At 60.1% G+C, this 18,606-nt stretch carries 16 protein-coding genes; 12 read left to right on the top strand and 4 right to left on the bottom strand.

Annotated features, from left to right (window positions below):
- Nucleotides 1–48 precede the first annotated feature (48 nt).
- Both H4I92_RS15440 and H4I92_RS15435 read left to right on the top strand, forming a co-directional pair.
- Nucleotides 49–1,935 (top strand): methyl-accepting chemotaxis protein, encoded by a 1,887-nt coding sequence (locus tag H4I92_RS15440; protein WP_179105735.1) that lies wholly within the window; start codon nucleotides 49–51, stop codon nucleotides 1,933–1,935.
- Nucleotides 1,936–1,948: 13 nt separating this feature from the next.
- On the top strand, nucleotides 1,949–2,485 hold the full coding sequence (locus H4I92_RS15435) for a YiiD C-terminal domain-containing protein (RefSeq protein WP_077531419.1): 537 nt from the start codon (nucleotides 1,949–1,951) through the stop codon (nucleotides 2,483–2,485).
- Between the two features lie 6 nt (nucleotides 2,486–2,491).
- Here H4I92_RS15435 and H4I92_RS15430 read toward each other — a convergent pair whose 3' ends face one another.
- Nucleotides 2,492–4,498 carry a transglycosylase SLT domain-containing protein gene (locus tag H4I92_RS15430; RefSeq protein ID WP_077531418.1) on the bottom strand — a complete coding sequence of 669 codons (2,007 nt, stop codon included), beginning with the start codon at nucleotides 4,496–4,498 and terminating at the stop codon, nucleotides 2,492–2,494.
- Nucleotides 4,499–4,906: 408 nt separating this feature from the next.
- Here H4I92_RS15430 and H4I92_RS16975 point away from each other — a divergent pair, with 408 nt between their 5' ends.
- From H4I92_RS16975 to H4I92_RS15420, 3 genes are all read left to right on the top strand, one after another.
- Entirely contained in the window at nucleotides 4,907–5,041 is a 135-nt protein-coding gene (locus H4I92_RS16975; protein WP_262411522.1) for a hypothetical protein, read from the top strand.
- Nucleotides 5,042–5,184: 143 nt separating this feature from the next.
- Nucleotides 5,185–6,192: an Acg family FMN-binding oxidoreductase gene (locus H4I92_RS15425; RefSeq protein WP_218668235.1), complete on the top strand. Its 1,008-nt coding sequence runs from the start codon at nucleotides 5,185–5,187 to the stop codon at nucleotides 6,190–6,192.
- Between the two features lies 1 nt (nucleotide 6,193).
- Complete coding sequence (locus tag H4I92_RS15420) at nucleotides 6,194–7,147, top strand: M23 family metallopeptidase (RefSeq protein WP_077531416.1); 954 nt, start codon at nucleotides 6,194–6,196, stop codon at nucleotides 7,145–7,147.
- A gap of 235 nt (nucleotides 7,148–7,382) precedes the next feature.
- Here H4I92_RS15420 and acuI read toward each other — a convergent pair whose 3' ends face one another.
- Both acuI and acuR read right to left on the bottom strand, forming a co-directional pair.
- Nucleotides 7,383–8,363 (bottom strand): acrylyl-CoA reductase (NADPH), encoded by a 981-nt coding sequence (gene acuI, locus H4I92_RS15415; RefSeq protein WP_077531415.1) that lies wholly within the window; start codon nucleotides 8,361–8,363, stop codon nucleotides 7,383–7,385.
- Nucleotides 8,364–8,409: 46 nt separating this feature from the next.
- Nucleotides 8,410–9,042 carry an acrylate utilization transcriptional regulator AcuR gene (gene acuR / locus H4I92_RS15410; protein WP_077531414.1) on the bottom strand — a complete coding sequence of 211 codons (633 nt, stop codon included), beginning with the start codon at nucleotides 9,040–9,042 and terminating at the stop codon, nucleotides 8,410–8,412.
- A gap of 161 nt (nucleotides 9,043–9,203) precedes the next feature.
- Here acuR and H4I92_RS15405 point away from each other — a divergent pair, with 161 nt between their 5' ends.
- The 7 genes from H4I92_RS15405 (at nucleotide 9,204) to H4I92_RS15375 (ending at nucleotide 17,220) form a co-directional block, all read left to right on the top strand.
- Nucleotides 9,204–9,614 carry an ACT domain-containing protein gene (locus H4I92_RS15405; protein WP_077531413.1) on the top strand — a complete coding sequence of 137 codons (411 nt, stop codon included), beginning with the start codon at nucleotides 9,204–9,206 and terminating at the stop codon, nucleotides 9,612–9,614.
- 324 nt (nucleotides 9,615–9,938) lie between these two features.
- Nucleotides 9,939–10,154, top strand: coding sequence for a helix-turn-helix domain-containing protein (locus tag H4I92_RS15400; RefSeq protein ID WP_077531412.1), 216 nt, complete (start codon nucleotides 9,939–9,941; stop codon nucleotides 10,152–10,154).
- Between the two features lie 56 nt (nucleotides 10,155–10,210).
- On the top strand, nucleotides 10,211–11,401 hold the full coding sequence (locus tag H4I92_RS15395) for a 1-acyl-sn-glycerol-3-phosphate acyltransferase (RefSeq protein ID WP_077531411.1): 1,191 nt from the start codon (nucleotides 10,211–10,213) through the stop codon (nucleotides 11,399–11,401).
- Nucleotides 11,401–12,153, top strand: a complete 753-nt coding sequence (locus tag H4I92_RS15390) for an SDR family oxidoreductase (protein ID WP_077531410.1) — start codon at nucleotides 11,401–11,403, stop codon at nucleotides 12,151–12,153. Before H4I92_RS15395 ends, H4I92_RS15390 begins: the two co-directional genes overlap by 1 nt.
- A gap of 113 nt (nucleotides 12,154–12,266) precedes the next feature.
- Complete coding sequence (locus H4I92_RS15385) at nucleotides 12,267–14,330, top strand: TonB-dependent receptor plug domain-containing protein (protein ID WP_179105734.1); 2,064 nt, start codon at nucleotides 12,267–12,269, stop codon at nucleotides 14,328–14,330.
- Nucleotides 14,331–14,440: 110 nt separating this feature from the next.
- Complete coding sequence (locus tag H4I92_RS15380; RefSeq protein WP_077531408.1) at nucleotides 14,441–15,292, top strand: hypothetical protein; 852 nt, start codon at nucleotides 14,441–14,443, stop codon at nucleotides 15,290–15,292.
- The gene (locus H4I92_RS15375) at nucleotides 15,289–17,220 is read left to right on the top strand and encodes an ATP-binding protein (RefSeq protein ID WP_077531407.1); all 1,932 of its coding nucleotides are present in this window, start codon (nucleotides 15,289–15,291) and stop codon (nucleotides 17,218–17,220) included. The genes H4I92_RS15380 and H4I92_RS15375 overlap by 4 nt, the downstream gene beginning before the upstream one ends.
- Before the next feature lie 8 nt (nucleotides 17,221–17,228).
- Here H4I92_RS15375 and gorA read toward each other — a convergent pair whose 3' ends face one another.
- Nucleotides 17,229–18,593, bottom strand: coding sequence for a glutathione-disulfide reductase (gene gorA / locus H4I92_RS15370; RefSeq protein WP_077531406.1), 1,365 nt, complete (start codon nucleotides 18,591–18,593; stop codon nucleotides 17,229–17,231).
- Nucleotides 18,594–18,606: the final 13 nt, after the last annotated feature.

The following is an 18,606-nucleotide window of genomic DNA, read 5'->3' as shown; positions in this document are numbered from 1 at the left end:
TAAAGACTATGCTGTTCAGGAATTCCTAAAGAAAATCGGAGCGCCTCCATGAAATCGCTGTCCTTCAGCCAGAAACTGCTGATCGTGTTCGGTGCCCTGCTGGTCCTTGCCATGCTCGCGACCGCCGTCCTCAACAACAGCCGCCTGAGTGCCCATACTGAGCGCAACCTCAATGCGCTGACCGAGCAGGTAGTGGACCAGAGTACCGCCACGATCGCGCAGTGGCTCAATACGCGGCTGGAGACCACCCGGAGCTTTGCCGAAGCGGCTGAGTCTGTTACCAGCGATGATGACATGCGCGATCTGGCTGCAACCGCGGCCGACAGCCTCAACCTCAAACACTTCTACGTGGGGACTGGCGACGGCACCATGCTGATGGAGAACCGAGAGGCTGAAAATGCTCTGCCGAGCGGGTTTGATCCCTCCCAGCGGCCCTGGTTTGAGAAAGCCCGCAGTGAAGGCGCCGGATTCACGGCACCCTACGAGGACGCCGCCGGAGGTGGCCTCATCATAACCGCGACAGCCCCGGTAAACGCGGGGGACTATGAGGGGGTCGCTGGCGCCGATATCAGCATGAACGCCGTCAATGATGTGCTCGCTCCCGTCACCATGGCGGGTAATGGCTATGCCATGCTCGTCAACGGTGATGGCAAGGTCCTGTATCACCCGGAATCCAGCCATATCAATGCCCCGCTGGCGGACGTCCTGGGCGCGGACGTTTCCATGGATGGCTCCCGGCAACAGGTTCAGGTCAATGGTGAGTCCTACCTGGCCAGCTTCCACCCGATTTCCGGGGCCGAAGGCGTTGACTGGTACGTTGGGCTGATGGTGAACGAGAGCCAGGCCTGGGCGCCGGTTATCCAGGGGCGCTGGAACGCACTCGGGAGCACTGTTGTGGCGCTTCTGGTCACCCTGGGCCTGATCTACGTCAGCCTCAACGTGCTGCTCAGGCCGGCGCGGCGCCTGCTCCGGGCCATGAATGAGATTGCCTCTGGTGAGGGAGATCTGACCAAGCGCCTGGACGTCGAGAGCCGGGACGAATTCGGGCAGCTCGCGGAAGCCTTCAACGGCTTTGTTGAGAATGTACGCGGCGTCGTGGCGGAAGCCCAGGAGAGCGCCGGCGAACTGCAGCAGCACGTGTCGTCGCTGCGCAACGCCAGCGCTACCAGTCGCGACAGTGTCACGCAGCAACAGCAGGAGATCGACCAGGTCGCCACCGCCATCAACGAGATGTCGGCGGCGGTTAACGAGATCGCCCAGAATGCCCAGAGCACCGCGGATTCCGCTGGCAACGCGGATAACGACAGCAAGGAGTCCCTGCAGACCGTGCAGTCCTCCAACGAGGCAGTTGAACGCCTGGGCCGGGAGATCGGTGAGGCGGCCCAGGTGATCGACAAGCTTGGCAACGATGTGAGCGAGATCACCGGCATCCTGGAGGTGATTGAGGGCATTGCCGAGCAGACCAACCTGCTGGCCCTGAATGCGGCGATCGAGGCGGCACGTGCCGGTGAGGCGGGCCGCGGCTTTGCCGTGGTGGCGGACGAGGTCAGGGCGCTTGCCAAGCGTACCCAGGACAGCACCGAGCAGGTGAATAACATGACCACCCGGCTCAAGGAGGGCGCTGACAAGGCTGTGAGCGTCATGCAGGAGTCACAGGCGGTGAGCAACATGAGCATGGAGAAAGCGCGGGATGCCATGGAGGCCCTGGAGCGCATCAGCCAGTCTATTTCCGACATCAGCGACCGGACGAGCCAGATCGCCACCGCCTCCGAGGAGCAGACCTCGGCTGTGGATGAGCTCAACAGCTCCATCACGCGGATTGCGGACCAGGGTCAGGATGCGGCTGAAGCCGCCTCGGAAAACGACCGTTTGAGCAGTGAAATCAGTGAAGTCGGAAGCACACTTCATGATAAGGTAGCGCGTTTCAGGGTCTGACAGAGGACGCGTCATGAAGGTGTTCAATACGGTTGCGCCCCGGGTCCGGGGCTATTTCGGGCAGCTTGAGGAATCCGGCCGTCCCATCCCCGGGCTGGCCCGGTTCGAGAAGAAACTGGGCTACGGCCTGCTCAACCGCCTCATCGCGGCCAGTGTGCCGTTCACCCGCCGCAATGGCTTCAGTGTGGTGGAGCTGCGTGATGGCTATCTGCGTGCGCGGCTGACCCGCAAGGGCAACCGCAACCACCTGGGTACCGTCTATGCCGGCGCCCAGTTCCTGCTTGCGGAGATTCCGTTCGGGGCCATGGCGCTGGTGGAATTCGAGGGGCGGCTGATTCCCGTCCTGAAGGATCTGCACATCTTCTATGACCAGCCGGCCCGCACGGATCTGGAGGTGGAACTGACACTGGATGCCGAACGCAAGGCGCGCATCGAGCAGGATGTTGCGGACAACGGCAAGGCCGAACTCATCATTGAGCTCGACCTCAAGGACACCGATGGCGAGATTGTTGCAAGGGCCGAGGCGAACTATCAGGTCCGCCCGCTCTGATGCCGGCTACTGCACCTCGTCGAGGCACATGCACGCCAGTTCACGCTCGGTGAGCAGGTGCCCCGGCGGCTCCCCCCGCCGATAGCCGTAGATCACCGTATACGCCATAACGTTGCGCACGTACTGGCGTGTCTCGTGGTACGGCATGGTCTCGACCCAGATGTCGGACGCCAGGTCCCGGGTATCCTCGTCAATCCACTGGCTCACCCGGTATTCGCCGGCGTTGTACGCGGCCGTGGCAAGGATGCGGTTATTGTCGAAGCGCTGCAGAAGACCGCTCAGGTGGGCGCTGCCGAGCCGGATGTTGGCGGCGGGATCGAGCAGGGTGGCGATGCCGTTGAAGCTGAGCCCTGCCTCCTGGGCCGTTTCGCGGGCGGTTGCCGGGAGCAGCTGCAGCAGACCGAAGGCCCCTCGATGGGAGCGGGCATCCGGCTGGAAAGCGCTCTCCTGGCGGGCGAGCGCATAGACCCAGTTGACGTCCAGGCTGTACTCCCGCGCCGCGCCATGGAAGCTCTGTCGATGGGCCAGGGGGAAGCGCATGCCCAGGTGATCCCAGGCGCTGACGGCAATGGCCCCGTGAACACCCTGTTCATGCCATCCCCAGCCCTGGGCGATGCGTGAGGCCACAAGCACGTCCCGCTTTTCCAGTTTCCCCATTGCCTGTCGCCATTCCGCCCGGGCGGCGTCCAGCCGGTCCAGCCGGTACAGCTCCAGCGCCCGCTGGACGCCAGGGGTGGCCCGGACCCGTTCGATGGCCTCATCGTTCATGGCGACGCCCTGGTGGTTCAGGGAATAGGGCTTGCCGAGCTGGTCAGCTGCCATAAATCCATAGAAAGTGCGCCGGTCGGAGAGGGTCTCATAGAGGGCCTGAGCTTCCGCCGGTCTGTCCATCTGGTCCAGCGCGCGCGCCTGCCAGTACTGCCACCTGGGCTTTTCCTGGAGTTCCCGGCCCATGGCGCTGATGCGTTCCAGGACCTTGGGCCAGTTCTGGGCCCTGAGTGCCACACGGACCTGCCACTCGCGCAGGGCCTCATCCTCACCATGGGACAGTGCCCGCGCCAGCCAGGTTGCCGCTTCCGGGTGGAACCGGGTCGCGAGCAGCAGCCCAAGGCGCTTGTCGATGGCCGCAACGGCACCTGACTCGTAGGGGAAACGCCCGCGGTAGAATGGCCATATTGCTGCGGCGCGTTCAGGGTCCTGATTCACCAACCGCTGCATGCCATAGGCCACAATCTGGCCGACGCGCTCGTCGTTGCGGTCAAAATCACGGGCTTTGCGCAGCCGCTCCGGTTGGCTGTGAACGCTCAGCAGCAGACGGGAAAGCGGCCGGTCGTCCTGATCCAGGTAACGCCGCAGGTAGCGCGCGAGCCCGAGATTGCCGTTGGTCACCGAAAGATGGAAGCGCGTCCAGGCGAGTTCCCGCGTCAGGCCGCCGTTTTCGCGCCAGTAATCCAGAAGTGGATTGCACGCCTGGGGCAGTGAGTAGCCTTTTTGCCAGAGGTCCGGAACCTGGTTCATGACCAGACTGTGCCGGCCGTCCTTGAGATGGGCGCGCAGTGACAGGCAGCGCAGCCGATCGCCGCCACTGGTACCGTCATGGACCTGCCGGAGCGTTGACCACTGGCCGCTGCGCCCCAGGTGGATAAGCCATTGCCGACGCAGTGCACGGGCAAGGGGAATGTCGCCGTACTCCGCCATCATTGTTTCGATTTCCGCCGGAGTGGCGACAAAAAGGCGCTTACTGAGGTGTTTCAGTTCGAGGTATGGGTGGAGCGGGTAGTTTTCGAGGCCCTCGCTGAGCGACTCGTAGGTGTCGATGTCCAGCTTCTCCAGGGCGTCTTCGGCCTTGAGAAAGCGCTCGCGCTGCCTTTCCAGTGACTCGTTTGCGTCTGTCGAGCGTACCACCGGAACCGTCGGCGTACCGGAAAGCCCGGGTACTTCCAGTACCGCCTGGGCAACCGGAGCGCCGGTCAGTGCAACTGCTGAAGCAAGAGTAACAATGAGTCGCCGCATCCCTGATCAACCTCGTGGTGATCGATTGGTGAAACCGATGGGTAAAAGGGCTGCGCGGGACAGCATTCCATGCATCGCAGCATTGTCTGTTATAGCAGAGTGCGCTGGGGAATGCTGGAAATCGTAATGTATGTGAAAAGCAACGACCACACAAAGTACCAAATTCCCCCTCTTGACCTGAGTCAATCCCAATGCCTCACCCCCTTGCTAAGTTGAAGCGTTACCTATCAGCCACCCCAGATAAGCCGATGGAACCCCCGGAAAAGCCTTCCCTGAGTCACCACCGTTCGGCGCTCATTGCAGGGCTGATTTTCATTGCTGTCGTCCTCGGGATGCTTTCGGGGGGCTTCACTGATCCGGGGTCGCATAACTCCGGGACTGCATTCCGAGGCCAGTTTCAGAGCCATGATGACCGGTAAACCCGTGAGCGAGGACCGTGAGGGGGTCACCTACGGGCTTGGTGTGGTCATCGAGCCCACACCGAACAATACGGCGAGGTCCGTGGTCACCGGGGATGGATACCAGGCTATGTTTCTGCACTGAGGTATTACCTAGATTACGATATCTCGATTGCTCTGCAGATCAATTCGGATATTGGCGTGTTGGGCGAGCAGGGAAGCCTGACGCAGGTGGAGGCCAAGGTCACCGAGGTCATCCTCACCCCGCACATGCAAGGAGAGTAAACAGTGAATTACTCGCAAAAAGTCAGAGAAATATGGGAGCCCCCAGAGCCGCAAACTGGAACGCCGGATTACAGGGAGCTTGTGCGCTACGCGACCCTGGCCGCATCCAGCCACAACACCCAACCCTGGCTATTCAAACTGGAAGATGGGCGCATACGGATCCTTCCTGATTTTTCAAGGCGTTGTCCCGCCGTGGATCCGGATGACCACCACCTTTACGCGAGCCTGGGCTGTGCCGCCGAGAATCTGATTCTGGCAGCGTCAGCGGCGGGGCTAAAGGGCTACTGCTCCTACGACCCCTCAACCTCGGGTGTACAGATTGATTTCGAGGAAACCACCCCCTTTCAGTCATCGCTATTCAAGGCAATTACCGAAAGGCAGTGCAGCCGCGTCGAATACGATGGATCGCCGCTCACTGCTGAGCAGTTACAGCTGCTGGAGCAAGCCGGGCAGGGCGATGGTGTCTCCATGACGCTGTTGACGGATGATGAGCAGAAAGAACAGATAGCCCGGTACGTCACCAAGGGTAACTCCGCTCAATTTGGCGACTCTGCATGGGCCCGGGAGCTCAAATCCTGGATTCGCTTTAGTGGGCGAGAGGCGGCAACCAGTGGTGACGGCCTGTATGGACCAGTTATGGGCAGTCCCAGCGTTCCTCGCTGGCTTGGGTTGTTAGCGATGCGATTCGGGTTTTCTGCGGAGAAGCAGAACCAGAAAGACGACCGGCACATCCGCAGCTCGTCAGCTATTGCCGTACTGGTTTCCGAGTCTGACGACAAACCCCATTGGATTGAAGCGGGCCGGTGCTATGAACGACTTGCCTTGCAGGCGGCTGCGTTGGAGCTCAAGACGGCCTTCATTAACCAACCGGTTGAGGTCCCGGAATTGCGCGGTGATTTCGCGCGCTTCCTGGGGATCGGGAATCGCCGTCCCGACCTGGTGCTGCGGATTGGGCGCGGGCCGGCGGCACCCCGATCGTTGCGCCGCCCGGTGGAAGAGGTTCTTATCTGAGATGCCCTGGATTACGGCAATCACCCAGTTGCTCCTGCCAGTCCTGCTGTTGGGTTGGCTTGCTCTGTTTCCGGCGGCGGGCACACTGGCTCTTGTTCTCCAGGGACTGTCTGTCGGTCTAGTGCTTTTCGGGCTCAGCTTTGCGGCCCTGTGGGCTCTACCTCCGTTCTGGGTGCCTTATCTGTACGGTCTGGTTTTTCTGTTGATCGTAATCCGGCAACTGATGACCATTCGTTCCTCCACCCATGGCCTCTGGCAGGCGTCAGTTGGATCGACCGTGCTTATCGCTGTAGTCGCCGGACTCGGACTACTTGGGGGGTACATGGGTATAGCCGCCATTCAGGGGCGGGTTACACCCAACAGCGACGTGGTGGCTATCGCGCCGCCGTTTGCCGCCGGTCATTTCCTGGTCGCGCATGGCGGGTCAACTGAGATGGTGAACGTCCATCTCCAAACACTGGATGACTCCGAAGCGCGTTTCCGGCCGTGGCGGGGCCAGAGCAGGGGGCTGGATATCTTTCGCATTACCCCCTGGGGATGGCATATGAACGGATGGTGGCCGGCGGATCCGGCCCAGTACACGACTTTCGGTACCCCTGTTGTGGCGCCCTGCAGCGGAAGGGTAGCGAAGGTCGTCGATCGGTTTGAGGACATGACCGTTCCAGAAATGGATAGCGCCAACAAAGCCGGTAATTATATTGCCGTCGACTGTGGTGATTTCGTGGTGATTCTGGCGCACCTGCGTCAGGGAAAGATGGCGGTTGCTGAAGGAGATCAGTTACGTGTTGGGGATCGTCTGGGCGAAGCGGGCAACTCGGGAAACAGTTCCGAACCGCATCTGCATATTCACGCCCAGCGCGGGTTACCCGCGGGGTCACCCTTGGGCGGGGAGCCGTTATGGTTGACCATCGACGGCCAGTTTTTGGCACGCAACGAAAGACTCCACGTCCCGTGATTGCCGGTCCTGTTCTGGTAAACCCCACCAGTTATCGGAATCGTTTTGCTCTGGGCACCAGCGACGACGCTCACCGCACTCAATAGCGCAACGGCGCCGGCCCGCAGCTTGGCTGCCATTGTTTGGATAGGATTCAGCCATGCGTTCTTAAGGAAGGTGACGGTCCTTTTAGCATAGAACAGAAAAACCAAATCCGTTGGATCGCCACTTCCTGCTCGCATTTGGCACTGCCAGGTCACGTCATATCAACAACGACCCTCCCTCTGATCTTTCCTTCCAGCAGGTCATCGGCAGCACCGATCGCCTGGTCCAGCGTAAGGGACTGAGTAATGGTAGTCAGCTGTTCCGGATCAAGAAGCTCACCCAGTCTGCGCCAGGCCTCGACTCGGTAGGCCAGGGGCTTCATGACGCTGTCGATACCTGCCAGCGTGACACCACGCAGTATGAAAGGTGCGACGCTGGCTGGTAAATCCATGCCTTGGGCCAGGCCACAGCACGCAACGGTCCCGTCATATTGTGTAGACGCGAGGACGTTGGCAAGCGTGTGACTGCCAACACAGTCGATTGCCCCGGCCCAGCGTTCCTTGGCCAATGGGCGCCCCGGCTCGGAGAGTTCGTGGCGGTCAATCACGCCCTCTGCGCCCAGCCCACGCAGATAGTCTGACTCGTCCAGGCGTCCCGTAGAGGCAACAACGTGATAGCCCAGCCGGGCCAGCAGAGTAATGGCATAGCTCCCCACGCCACCGTTGGCACCAGTGACGAGGATTTCCCCCTGATCCGGAGTAACCCCATGGTTTTCCAGTGCCATAACCGCCAGCATGGCCGTATAACCGGCCGTACCGATCGCCATGGACTGATGGGGCGTGAAAGCGGCGGGCTGGGGGATCAGCCAGCGGCTATCGAGCCGTGCTTTCTCTGCCAATCCACCCCAGTGTTTTTCACCCACGCCCCAGCCGTTGAGCAGCACCGTATCGCCAGGCTTGAAATCGGATGCGGAGGACTCCTCCACGACCCCTGACAGATCGATTCCCGGCACCATGGGGAACTGCTTAACGACAGGCCCCTTTCCAGTGATGGCGAGCGCATCCTTGTAATTGAGCGTACTGGATTGGACCCGCACAGTAACGTCGCCATCGGGGAGTTCTGATTCATCCACCGACTTGATCGCCACCCGCTGCTCACCATCCTGCTTATCAATATGAATTGCGTTGAACATTGGTTACCTCTTTTTGTAGACGAGCGTCTATTAATCAATAAAAAATTTACCGGGGCAAACCGTCGAGAAAGGTTTCGACAAACGTATCGAGCGGGCGGGCCGTAGCCTCCAGCCTCGCCCGCATGACGGCCCCTTCCCAACCGATCCAGAACGCTTCTGCCAGGCGATCACAGTCGGCTGATTGAGACAGTTCACCCGTTTGCTGCGCCTCACGCAGACAGGATGCCATCCGCTGTTGCCAGTCTTTGAGCGTTGCCTGCAGCCAGGCTCGATAGCCTTGGGGCAGCACGTTCGCTTCCTGCCCCAGGTTTCCCACTAAGCATCCACGTTGGAAGCTATGCCGTTCCATGCCTTCCTTCGCGTCAGCAACGAAGGCATTTATTCGTTCCAGCGGGGGCAGGGAATCATTAAGCAAATGGCGGTCAAGCTTCTTTGCGAAATAATCCGCGTAATGCTCCAGGATCGCGTGCCCAAAGGCTTCTTTGCTTGAAAAATAATAGTAGAAAGAGCCCTTAGGGACGCCGACACGCTTGAGAATGCCGTCGATTCCTGAGACAGCGAATCCCTGTTCGGTCAGCACTTCCGTCCCGCTTTGAATCAGCGCGACACGGGTTTCGACGTCGTTGCGAGGAACCTTTGGAGGGCGTCCCCGTCGTTTTTTGGGCAGCGTTTCATCCATTGCGATAATATAGACCAGCTGTCTATAAAAATAAACCCAACCGGCAAATGACCCGTCAAACCACTGGATTGGGTCGGTGCGGACATTTTTTGCTCAGGAAGAGCACGGAAAATGGTAGATTTTCAGAATACCCAATCCATTCCGCTGAAGGATAGTTAGCGATGAAGCGACCCCAGTTTCTCCAGGACCTGATCAAGAATCTCTCACCAAACCTGGACCCGACGCCTTATGTGTACTGCACGGTGGCTCACGCAAAGTATGGTGAGCTGGAAAAACTCAGACCCATTGTCAGTATTGCTGAACTGGAAGGGCTGACTCTGGTTGTTCCGCTTGAGCAGGCCAAAGCCGAAAATCTGGACTACTACCGGGTCTTCCGGCGCATAACCCTCAAAGGCCATTCCAGTCTCGAAGCTCTGGGGCTCACGTCCGTGGTAACAAGCCTGCTGGCAGAACGGGGCATTACCACCAACGTGATTGCAGGGTTCTATCACGACCACATGTTTGTGCCCAGTGATCGCAGCGAGGAGGCCATGGAGGCACTGAAGGAGCTTGCGAACAATCCGGATAGCTGAGCTCCGGGGCAGTCATGTGTGGAGAGATCTTTTGCATTCCCATGGGTGGAATCTGTTCTTTTGCCACGACACAGCGTATTTAACATAATATACATTATGCGCAATTATGGCTTGTCGGCAATCAGTGGCAGGTCCATGGAGACCGCCCGGCCAAACATCACAGAAACTTTCCTTATCGAACTATTTGTGGAACTATGCAATCAATTAGGGACGCAAAACAACCAGATATAAAATGCGGAAAAATCGCTGAGCAGTCAGAGGATTATAGACTGTAGCGCCACAGAGGCAGAATCGGGATAGTTTCGGCCGCATGAGAGGCGAGTCATGAAATACAACGCAAATAAGTTTGGAAGCAACGTCCGTGAGATCCGCAGAGCCAAGGCTATTTCCCAGGACCAGCTCGCACTGCGCGCCGGGATTGACCGCAGCTACATGGGGCGCATTGAACGCGGACAGGTGAACATCACGCTGGAGAAAGTCTACAGGCTTGCAGAGGCTTTGGACTGCGACGTCCGGGAACTCCTGCCGCTGGGGACATGACGTCGGCCTGAAAGATGGCTATCCTGCCCGTCTGAATTCGGCCAAACGGAGCGGCAATGTCTCATTCAGACGATATCCGGCCCTTTTCGGATGATGAGGTTCAGCCTGTTATCAAACGTCTGATCAGCCAGCCTGAATTCCAGGATCTGATCGGGCGCTTTCGCGCGGAACGGCTTCACCGCGTTCTGCCTGGTCCGGTCCGGTTGTGGGTTCGGTGGCAGCTGCGGCGTCTGCTGGGCAGCATTGATTCCGTCGATGAGCTCCAGCACCGTGTGGCACCGCTGATCGGGCGCGGGCTGCGCAATACCACCGATGCCATCAGCTGGTCCGGCCTGGATAACCTCCGCTCGGACCGTCCCTGCCTGTTCCTGTCCAGTCACCGGGACATTGTCCTGGACCCGGCACTGGTCAACTTCGTGCTCTACAAAAGCGGCCATGCCACAACGCGTATCGCTATTGGCGACAACCTCGTGGGCGATCCCATGGTTGCGGATATGATGCGGCTCAACAAAAGCTTCATCGTTCGGCGCAACCTCTCCAATCCCCGTGAGATGCGTAATGCCTTCCTGACTCTTTCCAGCTACATCCGGGAATCGCTCGGCGACGGGCATTCTGTATGGATGGCCCAGCGCGAGGGGCGCGCCAAGGACAGCATTGATGTTACGGATCCTGCCATCATCAAGATGCTCCACATGAGCCATAAGCGCGATGGCGTCAGCCTCGCTGAGGCGGTACGGGATCTCAATATTGTGCCGGTTGCCATATCCTACGAATTCGATCCATGTGACGGTGACAAGGCGCGGGAGCTTGAGTCCCACTACCGCAGCGGCAGCTACAGCAAACGGCCGGGAGAAGACATGGAAAGCATCGTGCGCGGTATTACCGGCCATAAGGGGCGCGTCCATGTCGCTTTCGGTGAACCACTTGGCACAGGCCTAGAAACCGCCCAGAACGTGGCGGCCGCGGTGAATTCCCAGATTCTTGGGCTGTTCCGGTTTTTCCCGGTGAATTATGCCGCGGCGGAAAAGCTCGCCACCCGCAACCAGGCAGCCGCTCTTCCCACCAGCGTTGAAACGCCTGAAAAGGCGGCGCTGTGCCGGGCACACGAATGGCTGGATGGGCGCATGCGCGAAATACCCCCGGAACAGCACCCCTGGTTTCTTGGCGTCTACGCCAATGCGCTTCTTAGATCATCCAATCTGGACGTGCGCCAGCTTCAGGATCCACTTGCAGAGGAGGCATCGTGATGGCCTCCGTGGTACTCATTACCGGAGCCAGCTCCGGACTTGGAGAAGGCATGGCCCGCGAGTTTGCGGCCCGCGGCTGCAGTCTGGCCCTGTGTGCCCGGCGGATCGAGCGTCTCGAGCAGCTTCAGGCCGAGCTCCAGCGGGATTATCCGGGCGTTGACGTTCGGGTGGCCACACTGGATGTGAATGATCATGACGCTGTTTTCCAGATATTTGATTCATTCTGCGAGCAGTTCGGGCGGATCGATCGGGTGCTGGTCAATGCCGGCATCGGCAAGGGGCAGCCCCTGGGCACCGGGCGCTTCGATGCCAATCGCGAGACCGCGCAGACCGATTTCGTGGCGGCCCTGGCCCAGTTCGAGGCGGCCATGACGATTTTCCGCAGACAGAATCACGGGCATCTGGTGGCCGTTTCCTCGATTTCCGCGGTGCGTGGCATGCCGGGCAACATGACGGTCTATGGCGCCACCAAGGCTGGCGTGGCCTCGTTGGCTGAAGGACTCCGAGTGGAACTGCGCAAAAAGGCATCGCCTATCCGGGTTACCACCCTGCTTCCCGGCTACATTCTCACGGCCATCAATGAGGACGTGAAAAATGCGCCCTTCCGGGTGGATCTTGAGACGGGCTGTCGCGCCATGGTGGCAGCCATCGAGAAAGGCAGGCCCGTTGCCTGTGTACCGCCTTGGCCCTGGACACCGATCGCGTTTCTCCTGAGGCGATTGCCAGAATCGATACTGGCCCGTATGTTCTGATCACAGAGGACCTTGCCATGCGACATGCCCCGCTGCGCTTGTTGAGACACTCCACTGCCCTTTTTGCCCTTTGTCTGGTGTGGGGGACTGCCACAGGCGTGGGAGCCGCTCAGGTGAGCAGCGGTGCCGGTCTGCTGGAAGATGCGGAAACCGACGCCCTTCCCCAGGTTTTGACTACCAGCCGTCTCAGGCAGTCCAAGGCGAAAACGCCGGGCACAGTCACCATCCTGGAAGGCGAGCTGCTGCGTGATCTGGGGGTGCTTAACCTCTGGGATGCCTTCCGTCTGGTTCCGGGGATGACCGTTGGTTATGTCGGCAGCAATAATCCGGTTGTGTCCTACCACGGGACGGTCGCGGTTCAGCAGCGCCGCCTCCAGGTGCTGGTGGATGGACGTTCCTACTACAACGCCAGCCTGGCGGACATGGACTGGACCAATCTTCCCGTGCCCATCGACGCCATCGACCGCATCGAGGTTACCCGTGGGCCCAACGCTGCCGCCTATGGGGCAAACTCCTTTCTTGCCGTGATCAACATCATTACCCGTTCTCCCAGTGATACCCACGGCGTTGAAGTGCGTGGAACGGAAGGCCTGCGCGGTGACGACGGCTTTGGCCATTACTACGGCTCGGTGGGCTCGCGCACCGGGCCACTGGACTGGCGGCTTTCCGTCAACCAGCGCCGCAGTGATGGGTTTGACTTCCGCTACAGGCGGGATGAATCAGGCGGCCGTACCGATCGCACCCGCAACAGTCGGGATGGGTATGACACCCTCTCCATCAATTACTCAGGGGAGCTGGCTCTGGGAAAGACCGACCGATTGGCCCTGGAGACTGGCTACCATGAGGTGGATGAAGAAGTCGACCCATCTGAATACGACAGCTTCAACCCTCTTACAAACCCGGACATCACTGGGGAGGATTGGCACGGCTCCATCACTTGGCATCATGAACCGTCCTCGGATCGTTTCTTCCATCTACAGGTCTACCATCAGACCAGAAGCCGTCGCCAGGACTGGCGTGCGTCCTTTCCGGATCCGGATGCTGTTCTGGATGATGAATCCCTGCCTGATGGCGTCACCATTCCCGCATTTGCAACCGATGTTAACGAAGACCTTGAAGAGGCACGTACCCACATCGAGTTCCAGCAGACCAACATTTTTACGCCCGCCACACGGGTGGTGTTCGGTGCCAGCTACAGAGAAGACCACTATGAGTCGGACACTTTTTTCAATGGCAGCGGGGAAACCAACCGGAGCCGGGTATTCGCTAACCTGGAACACCAGCCGACACCCTGGCTGACCACGAACCTTGGCGGTATGTGGGAGGACGACAGCCTGGGAGGCTCTTTCTTTTCCCCCCGCGGGGCGGCTAACATCCATTTCAGTGCCAACCAGACGCTGCGTTTCGTCTTCTCCCGTTCCCATCGCCTACCAGACCCTTTTGAGAGCCGGCCTGACTGGCAGTACCGGGGTGAGAATGTAACTCCGGAGGAACTGCGTCCCTTTCTGGAGGGACAGAGGCGTGGGCCAAGCCTGAGCGCGGCCAGCCCCGAGGTCAGACCGCTTGAAGAGGAAACGATAACCTCTCGGGAAATCAGCTACCTGTATCAGAAGCGCCTGGTTACCGGGCTGTTTCAGAGTGAAATCAAACTGTTCCGCGACTCGCTGGATAACCTCATTTCGGGAGTCACCAACCTCGGGTTGAATGAGAATGACGAATCCCGGTGGGACCTGGAAAACAATGTCGACCAGACCCAGAAAGGCTTTGAGGTGGAAGCAAACCTTGAGATCCGGGGAAGCCGGTTGCGGCTTACCTATGGTTACCTGGATACTGAGGGCCACTATACCGGAGAGAGGGAAAATGATCTGGAGAGACAGCGCGCGCTTGTCAGCCTGGAAGAGCGGTTGAATGCTCGCCACAGTGGCAGTTTTGCATGGATTCAGCGTTTCGGGAGAGGCATTTCGGGCGCAGTGTCGTACTATTTCACGGACCAGCTCAGGGACTATCACTTCGAACGCGTTGATGCCCGCCTCTCGCGGCGCTGGCATCTGGATACAACCATGGTGGAACTGGCCGGTGTCTATCGTCATTATCTGACGGACGACCCGCTTTACCGCAAGGACAACAATTGGGCAGATCAGAACCACCTGTTCGCGGAGGCGCGCCTTCGTTTCTGAGGGATCAGGCTATGGTTAATCGAATCAGGCAGGCAGGGAAACGCCTGATCGCACGCCAACCGCGGCGGCGACAGGGGCATGGGAGCGCATGGATTTTAAGTCTTGCGTTTGTGGCACTGCTTTACCCGGTCACCGCCCTACCCGATTCACGGCAGACCGTCCACATTGCACCCGTGGATCACCCGCGTTTCCAGCAGGTACAACGCCTGCTCAACGACGAAATCAGTGACGCGGCCTTCCGTGCCTGGTCTCCAGGTTCCGGTGCCGGTGAGCTGGTGATCACCCTGGATCGTGCAACGCTTTCCGAGATCCGGGCCAATGCGCCGGAGCAGCCCGTTCTGGCGCTGTTCACGCCCTACCGGGCCATTGAGGCCATCATCCAGAACCGGGAACGGTTTTCCGCCGTCTATTCAGATCCGCCCCTGCTACGTCAGGCCCGGTTGGGCCAGTTGATCATTCCCCGGGCCGGAACCGTAGCCATACTGGCCTCACCCGAACAGGCGGGCGACTACAGCGAACTCCGCAGCAGGCTCAGTGCCATTGGCCTGGACTCGCGGGTTTTTGTGATTCCCTCCCAGGATCAGCTCATCCGCAACCTTGCGCGGGCGCTCAGCTTTGGGGACTTCCTCCTGGGAACGCCGGATCCCGCCGTCTACAACCGTGAAACCGTCAAGCCGCTGCTGCTGACCAGTTACCGCAGCAACCGGCTCGTTATAGGCCCCTCCCGGGCCTTCGTTGACGCCGGCGCGGTCGCTTCAACCTACAGCACTCCCCGGACCCAGATCCTGGAGGCGGGTGAGTTGATCCGTCACTGGCTGGATCACGGTGAGCTGCGCAGCCCCCGTTATCCAGAGGGATTCAGTGTGGCGGTCAACGAACAGGTCGCCCGCTCCATGGATCTGCTGTTGCCAACTGAAGAAAAGCTGCGCCAGATACTTGAGCTTAAGGAGGTAGAGCCATGAGGCCCGTCCGCTGGACCCTCTATCACCGTCTCCTCCTGCTGGGCATGCTTCCAGCCGTGGCCATGTTCGTGCTGATGCTGCTGTTCTTCACCCAGGCACGATTGGAGGATGCACGCCAGAGCCTGTTCCGGAGTACCCAACTGACAGCGGACAATCTCTCACCTGCTCTTGAATTTCCCCTTATTGCGGGTAACCAGGCGGAACTTAAGGGCATCATCACCCAGACGCTGGAGCGTTCCGCGGCTCATCGGATCGAGGTGGTCAACCGCGACGGGGAGATTGTGGCGGCGGTCTCGGAACAGACACCGCCGGATACACCGGTTCACCGATTCTCAAGCCCGGTGCGCCAGACCGCCATCAACCTAGACGGGGCGGCCACCTCGACCAACCCGATTACATCAGGACGCTGGGAGAACAGCAATGGCCGGCGCTTGGGCGAGATCCGCATTGCGGTTTCCGAGGCCGAACTTGCTGGCGAGCAGGAAGAAATACTTTGGACCTCCGCCGGTATCGGCCTGATTCTCTTCGCGGCTACGTTCCTGTTCTCGGGCCGTCTTGCCCAGCGGCTCAGCCGCCCCATCGAGCGCCTTGCCGACACGGTTCAGAAACTGCCCGATGAGGATCCGGATTTCACCCGGCGTGACACCCGCGTGGCACGGGAACTGCAGTCCCTGCAGCAGGCCGTTGACGCAATGGCGCACCGCCTGCGGTCGGCGGAGGCGGAACGCGAGGTCAGCTTCCGGGAACTGGGCCAGGCCAGGGATAAGGCCGAACAGGCCAACCGTGCCAAGTCGGATTTTCTCGCCATGATGAGCCATGAGCTGCGCACGCCCCTGCATGGTGTGATCGGCATGCTCCAGCTCCTTGAGGAGGAACCCCTGAACAGCCGGCAGGCGGATTACATTGTGACCGCACGTCGTTCCACAGAAGACCTCCTGGTCATCATCAATGATCTCCTGGATTTTTCCCGTATTGAACGGGGCCGCCTGGAGCTTGAGGATGCGCCCTTTGATCTGCGCAGCGTCATTGAGAACTGTTTCGCTTCTTTCCGTCACGATGCCGAAAGTAACCAGCTCACCTATCAGCTGGAACTCGACGGTGACTGGGACAAGACGCCGGAGGTATTCGGGGATCCCGGCCGCCTGCGGCAGGTGCTGGCGCATCTGATCGGCAACGCCATCAAGTTTACCCCGGAAGGCGAGGTTACGGTCAGTGCCACTTGGCGCCTGGACAGTGAATCCGAGGGCACCTTGATCTGTCAGGTAAGCGACAGCGGCTCCGGGATTCCTACTGAAAGGCTGGGCGACATGTTCAGCAGCTTCGAGCAGATGGATATCTCGGCGTCACGCGGTAACGGCGGTACAGGCCTTGGACTGCCTCTGGTCCAGCGTCTGGTGGAGCTGATGGGCGGACACGTTGCGGTGGATTCGGAGCCGGGATGCGGCAGCCGCTTCCGGTTTGTCATTCCCATGAAAGTGCACGATCATCCCCCAGTGCAGGAGGAAGCAACGGTTGCACCTGCCGTCACCCCCGCTATTGGAGCACGCACACGTGAGGCCCTGGTGGTGGAGGACAATCCCGTTAACCAGCGGGTTGCCGCCCGGCAGCTGGAAAATCTTGGTTTTCACGTGCGCTGCGCCTCCAGTGGCACGGCCGCCGTGGATGACGTCTGTGAAAACCAGAACAGGTACGATGTCATTCTGATGGACTGCCAGATGCCCGGTATGGACGGCTGGGAAGCCACGCGACGACTGCGTGCCTGTGAACGTCAGGCGCAGGGCCGGCGCACGCCCATCATTGCGATGACCGCGGATGTGCTGGAGGATACCGAACAGTCCTGCCTGGAAGCCGGCATGGACGCCTATCTGCCCAAGCCGGTCCGGCGTAATGGCCTGAGGGACACATTGAGGGGGCTGCTGCCCCTCTAGGCGCAGTATCAGTCGCTGACCGGCTCCCGCATGGTCACGAATTCCTCTGCAGAGGTCGGATGGATGCCGACAGTGGCATCGAACACCGCCTTGGTGGCGCCGGCCTTCAGTGCCACGGCGATGCCCTGCATCATTTCGCCCGCCTCCGGGCCGACCATGTGCGCGCCCAGTACCCGATCCGTATCCGGATCCACCACCAGCTTCATCAGGGCCTTTTCCTCGCGCCCGGACAGGGTGTGCTTCATCGGGCGGAAGGAGGTGCGGTAGACAGTCACTGAATGGCCAGCTTCCCGGGCCTCCTCCTCGGTCAGGCCCACTGTGCCGATCGGCGGCTGACAGAACACCGCTGTGGGAATATTGGTGTAATCCATGCGCTTGAGCCCGGTGCCATAAAGCTGATCCACCATGACCATGGCCTGCTCGATGGCAACCGGGGTGAGCTGCGGCGTTCCGATCACATCGCCCAGGGCGTGGACGCCCGGCACACTGGTGCGGAACTGGTCATCGGTAATGATGGCACCACCCTCGTCCGTTTCCACGCCAACCGCCTCAAGGCCGAGGCCACTGGTGCGCGGTACACGGCCGGTTGCAGCCAGAACCAGACCTGTCCGATGGGTGCTGCCGTCTGTCAGCGCCAGTTCATAGTCATCACCGGACTTCGTGATGGATTCAATATTGGTATTGAAACGCAGGTCGATCCCTTTGCCGGCCATTTCCTGGGCAACGTGATCGCGGATGTCTCCGTCAAAGCCGCGCAGGAATCGCTCCCCACGATAGATGAGCGTGGTCCGGACGCCGAGCCCCGCCAGGATGCCGGCAAACTCCACGGCAATGTAGCCACCGCCCCAGACCGTTGCGGTCTCCGGAAGGCTGTCGAGGTAGAACATGTGGTCGGAGACCAGCGCGTGTTCGCTGCCAGGGATCTCCGGCACAACCGGCTGGCTGCCGGTGGCAATGGTGATCCTTTCGGTGGTTACGGCCCTGCCGTCGACCCAGACCGTGCCGGCGTCTTCAATGCGCGCCGTGCCTTCGATCAGGGTAACGCCCGCGTTGTCGATCAGGCGGCGGTAGATGTCGTTGAGGCGCCGGATTTCACTGGTCTTGTTGTCACGCAGCGTGGCCCAGTCGAAACGGATCGCTTCGTCCGCCACATCGAACCCGTAACCCCTGGCATCCTCGATGTCCTCACGCACATGGGCGCCGTAGACAAAGAGCTTTTTCGGCACGCACCCCACATTGACACAGGTGCCTCCGAGGTCGGCGGACTCGACAATGGCCACGCGGGCTCCCGCCTGGGAGGCCATGCGTGCGAGCCGGACACCACCGGAGCCGGCGCCGATGACAACAAGATCGTAATCAGGGGATTGCGACACTCCTACCTCCACA

The organism is Vreelandella halophila, assembly GCF_019903425.1.
Lineage (GTDB): Bacteria > Pseudomonadota > Gammaproteobacteria > Pseudomonadales > Oleiphilaceae > Halospina > Halospina halophila.
Note: the sequence above shows the minus strand (reverse complement) of the source record. Positions and strands in the feature narration are given on the sequence as shown.

Excerpts from the sequence above, each read along its gene's own strand:
- H4I92_RS15440 (WP_179105735.1), top strand. The coding sequence starts at position 49 with ATGAAATCGCTGTCCTTCAGCCAGAAACTGCTGATCGTGTTCGGTGCC.
- H4I92_RS15435 (WP_077531419.1), top strand. The coding sequence starts at position 1,949 with ATGAAGGTGTTCAATACGGTTGCGCCCCGGGTCCGGGGCTATTTCGGG.
- H4I92_RS15430 (WP_077531418.1), bottom strand. The coding sequence starts at position 4,498 with ATGCGGCGACTCATTGTTACTCTTGCTTCAGCAGTTGCACTGACCGGC.
- H4I92_RS16975 (WP_262411522.1), top strand. The coding sequence starts at position 4,907 with ATGACCGGTAAACCCGTGAGCGAGGACCGTGAGGGGGTCACCTACGGG.
- H4I92_RS15420 (WP_077531416.1), top strand. The coding sequence starts at position 6,194 with ATGCCCTGGATTACGGCAATCACCCAGTTGCTCCTGCCAGTCCTGCTG.
- acuI (WP_077531415.1), bottom strand. The coding sequence starts at position 8,363 with ATGTTCAACGCAATTCATATTGATAAGCAGGATGGTGAGCAGCGGGTG.
- acuR (WP_077531414.1), bottom strand. The coding sequence starts at position 9,042 with ATGGATGAAACGCTGCCCAAAAAACGACGGGGACGCCCTCCAAAGGTT.
- H4I92_RS15405 (WP_077531413.1), top strand. The coding sequence starts at position 9,204 with ATGAAGCGACCCCAGTTTCTCCAGGACCTGATCAAGAATCTCTCACCA.
- H4I92_RS15400 (WP_077531412.1), top strand. The coding sequence starts at position 9,939 with ATGAAATACAACGCAAATAAGTTTGGAAGCAACGTCCGTGAGATCCGC.
- H4I92_RS15395 (WP_077531411.1), top strand. The coding sequence starts at position 10,211 with ATGTCTCATTCAGACGATATCCGGCCCTTTTCGGATGATGAGGTTCAG.
- H4I92_RS15390 (WP_077531410.1), top strand. The coding sequence starts at position 11,401 with ATGGCCTCCGTGGTACTCATTACCGGAGCCAGCTCCGGACTTGGAGAA.
- H4I92_RS15375 (WP_077531407.1), top strand. The coding sequence starts at position 15,289 with ATGAGGCCCGTCCGCTGGACCCTCTATCACCGTCTCCTCCTGCTGGGC.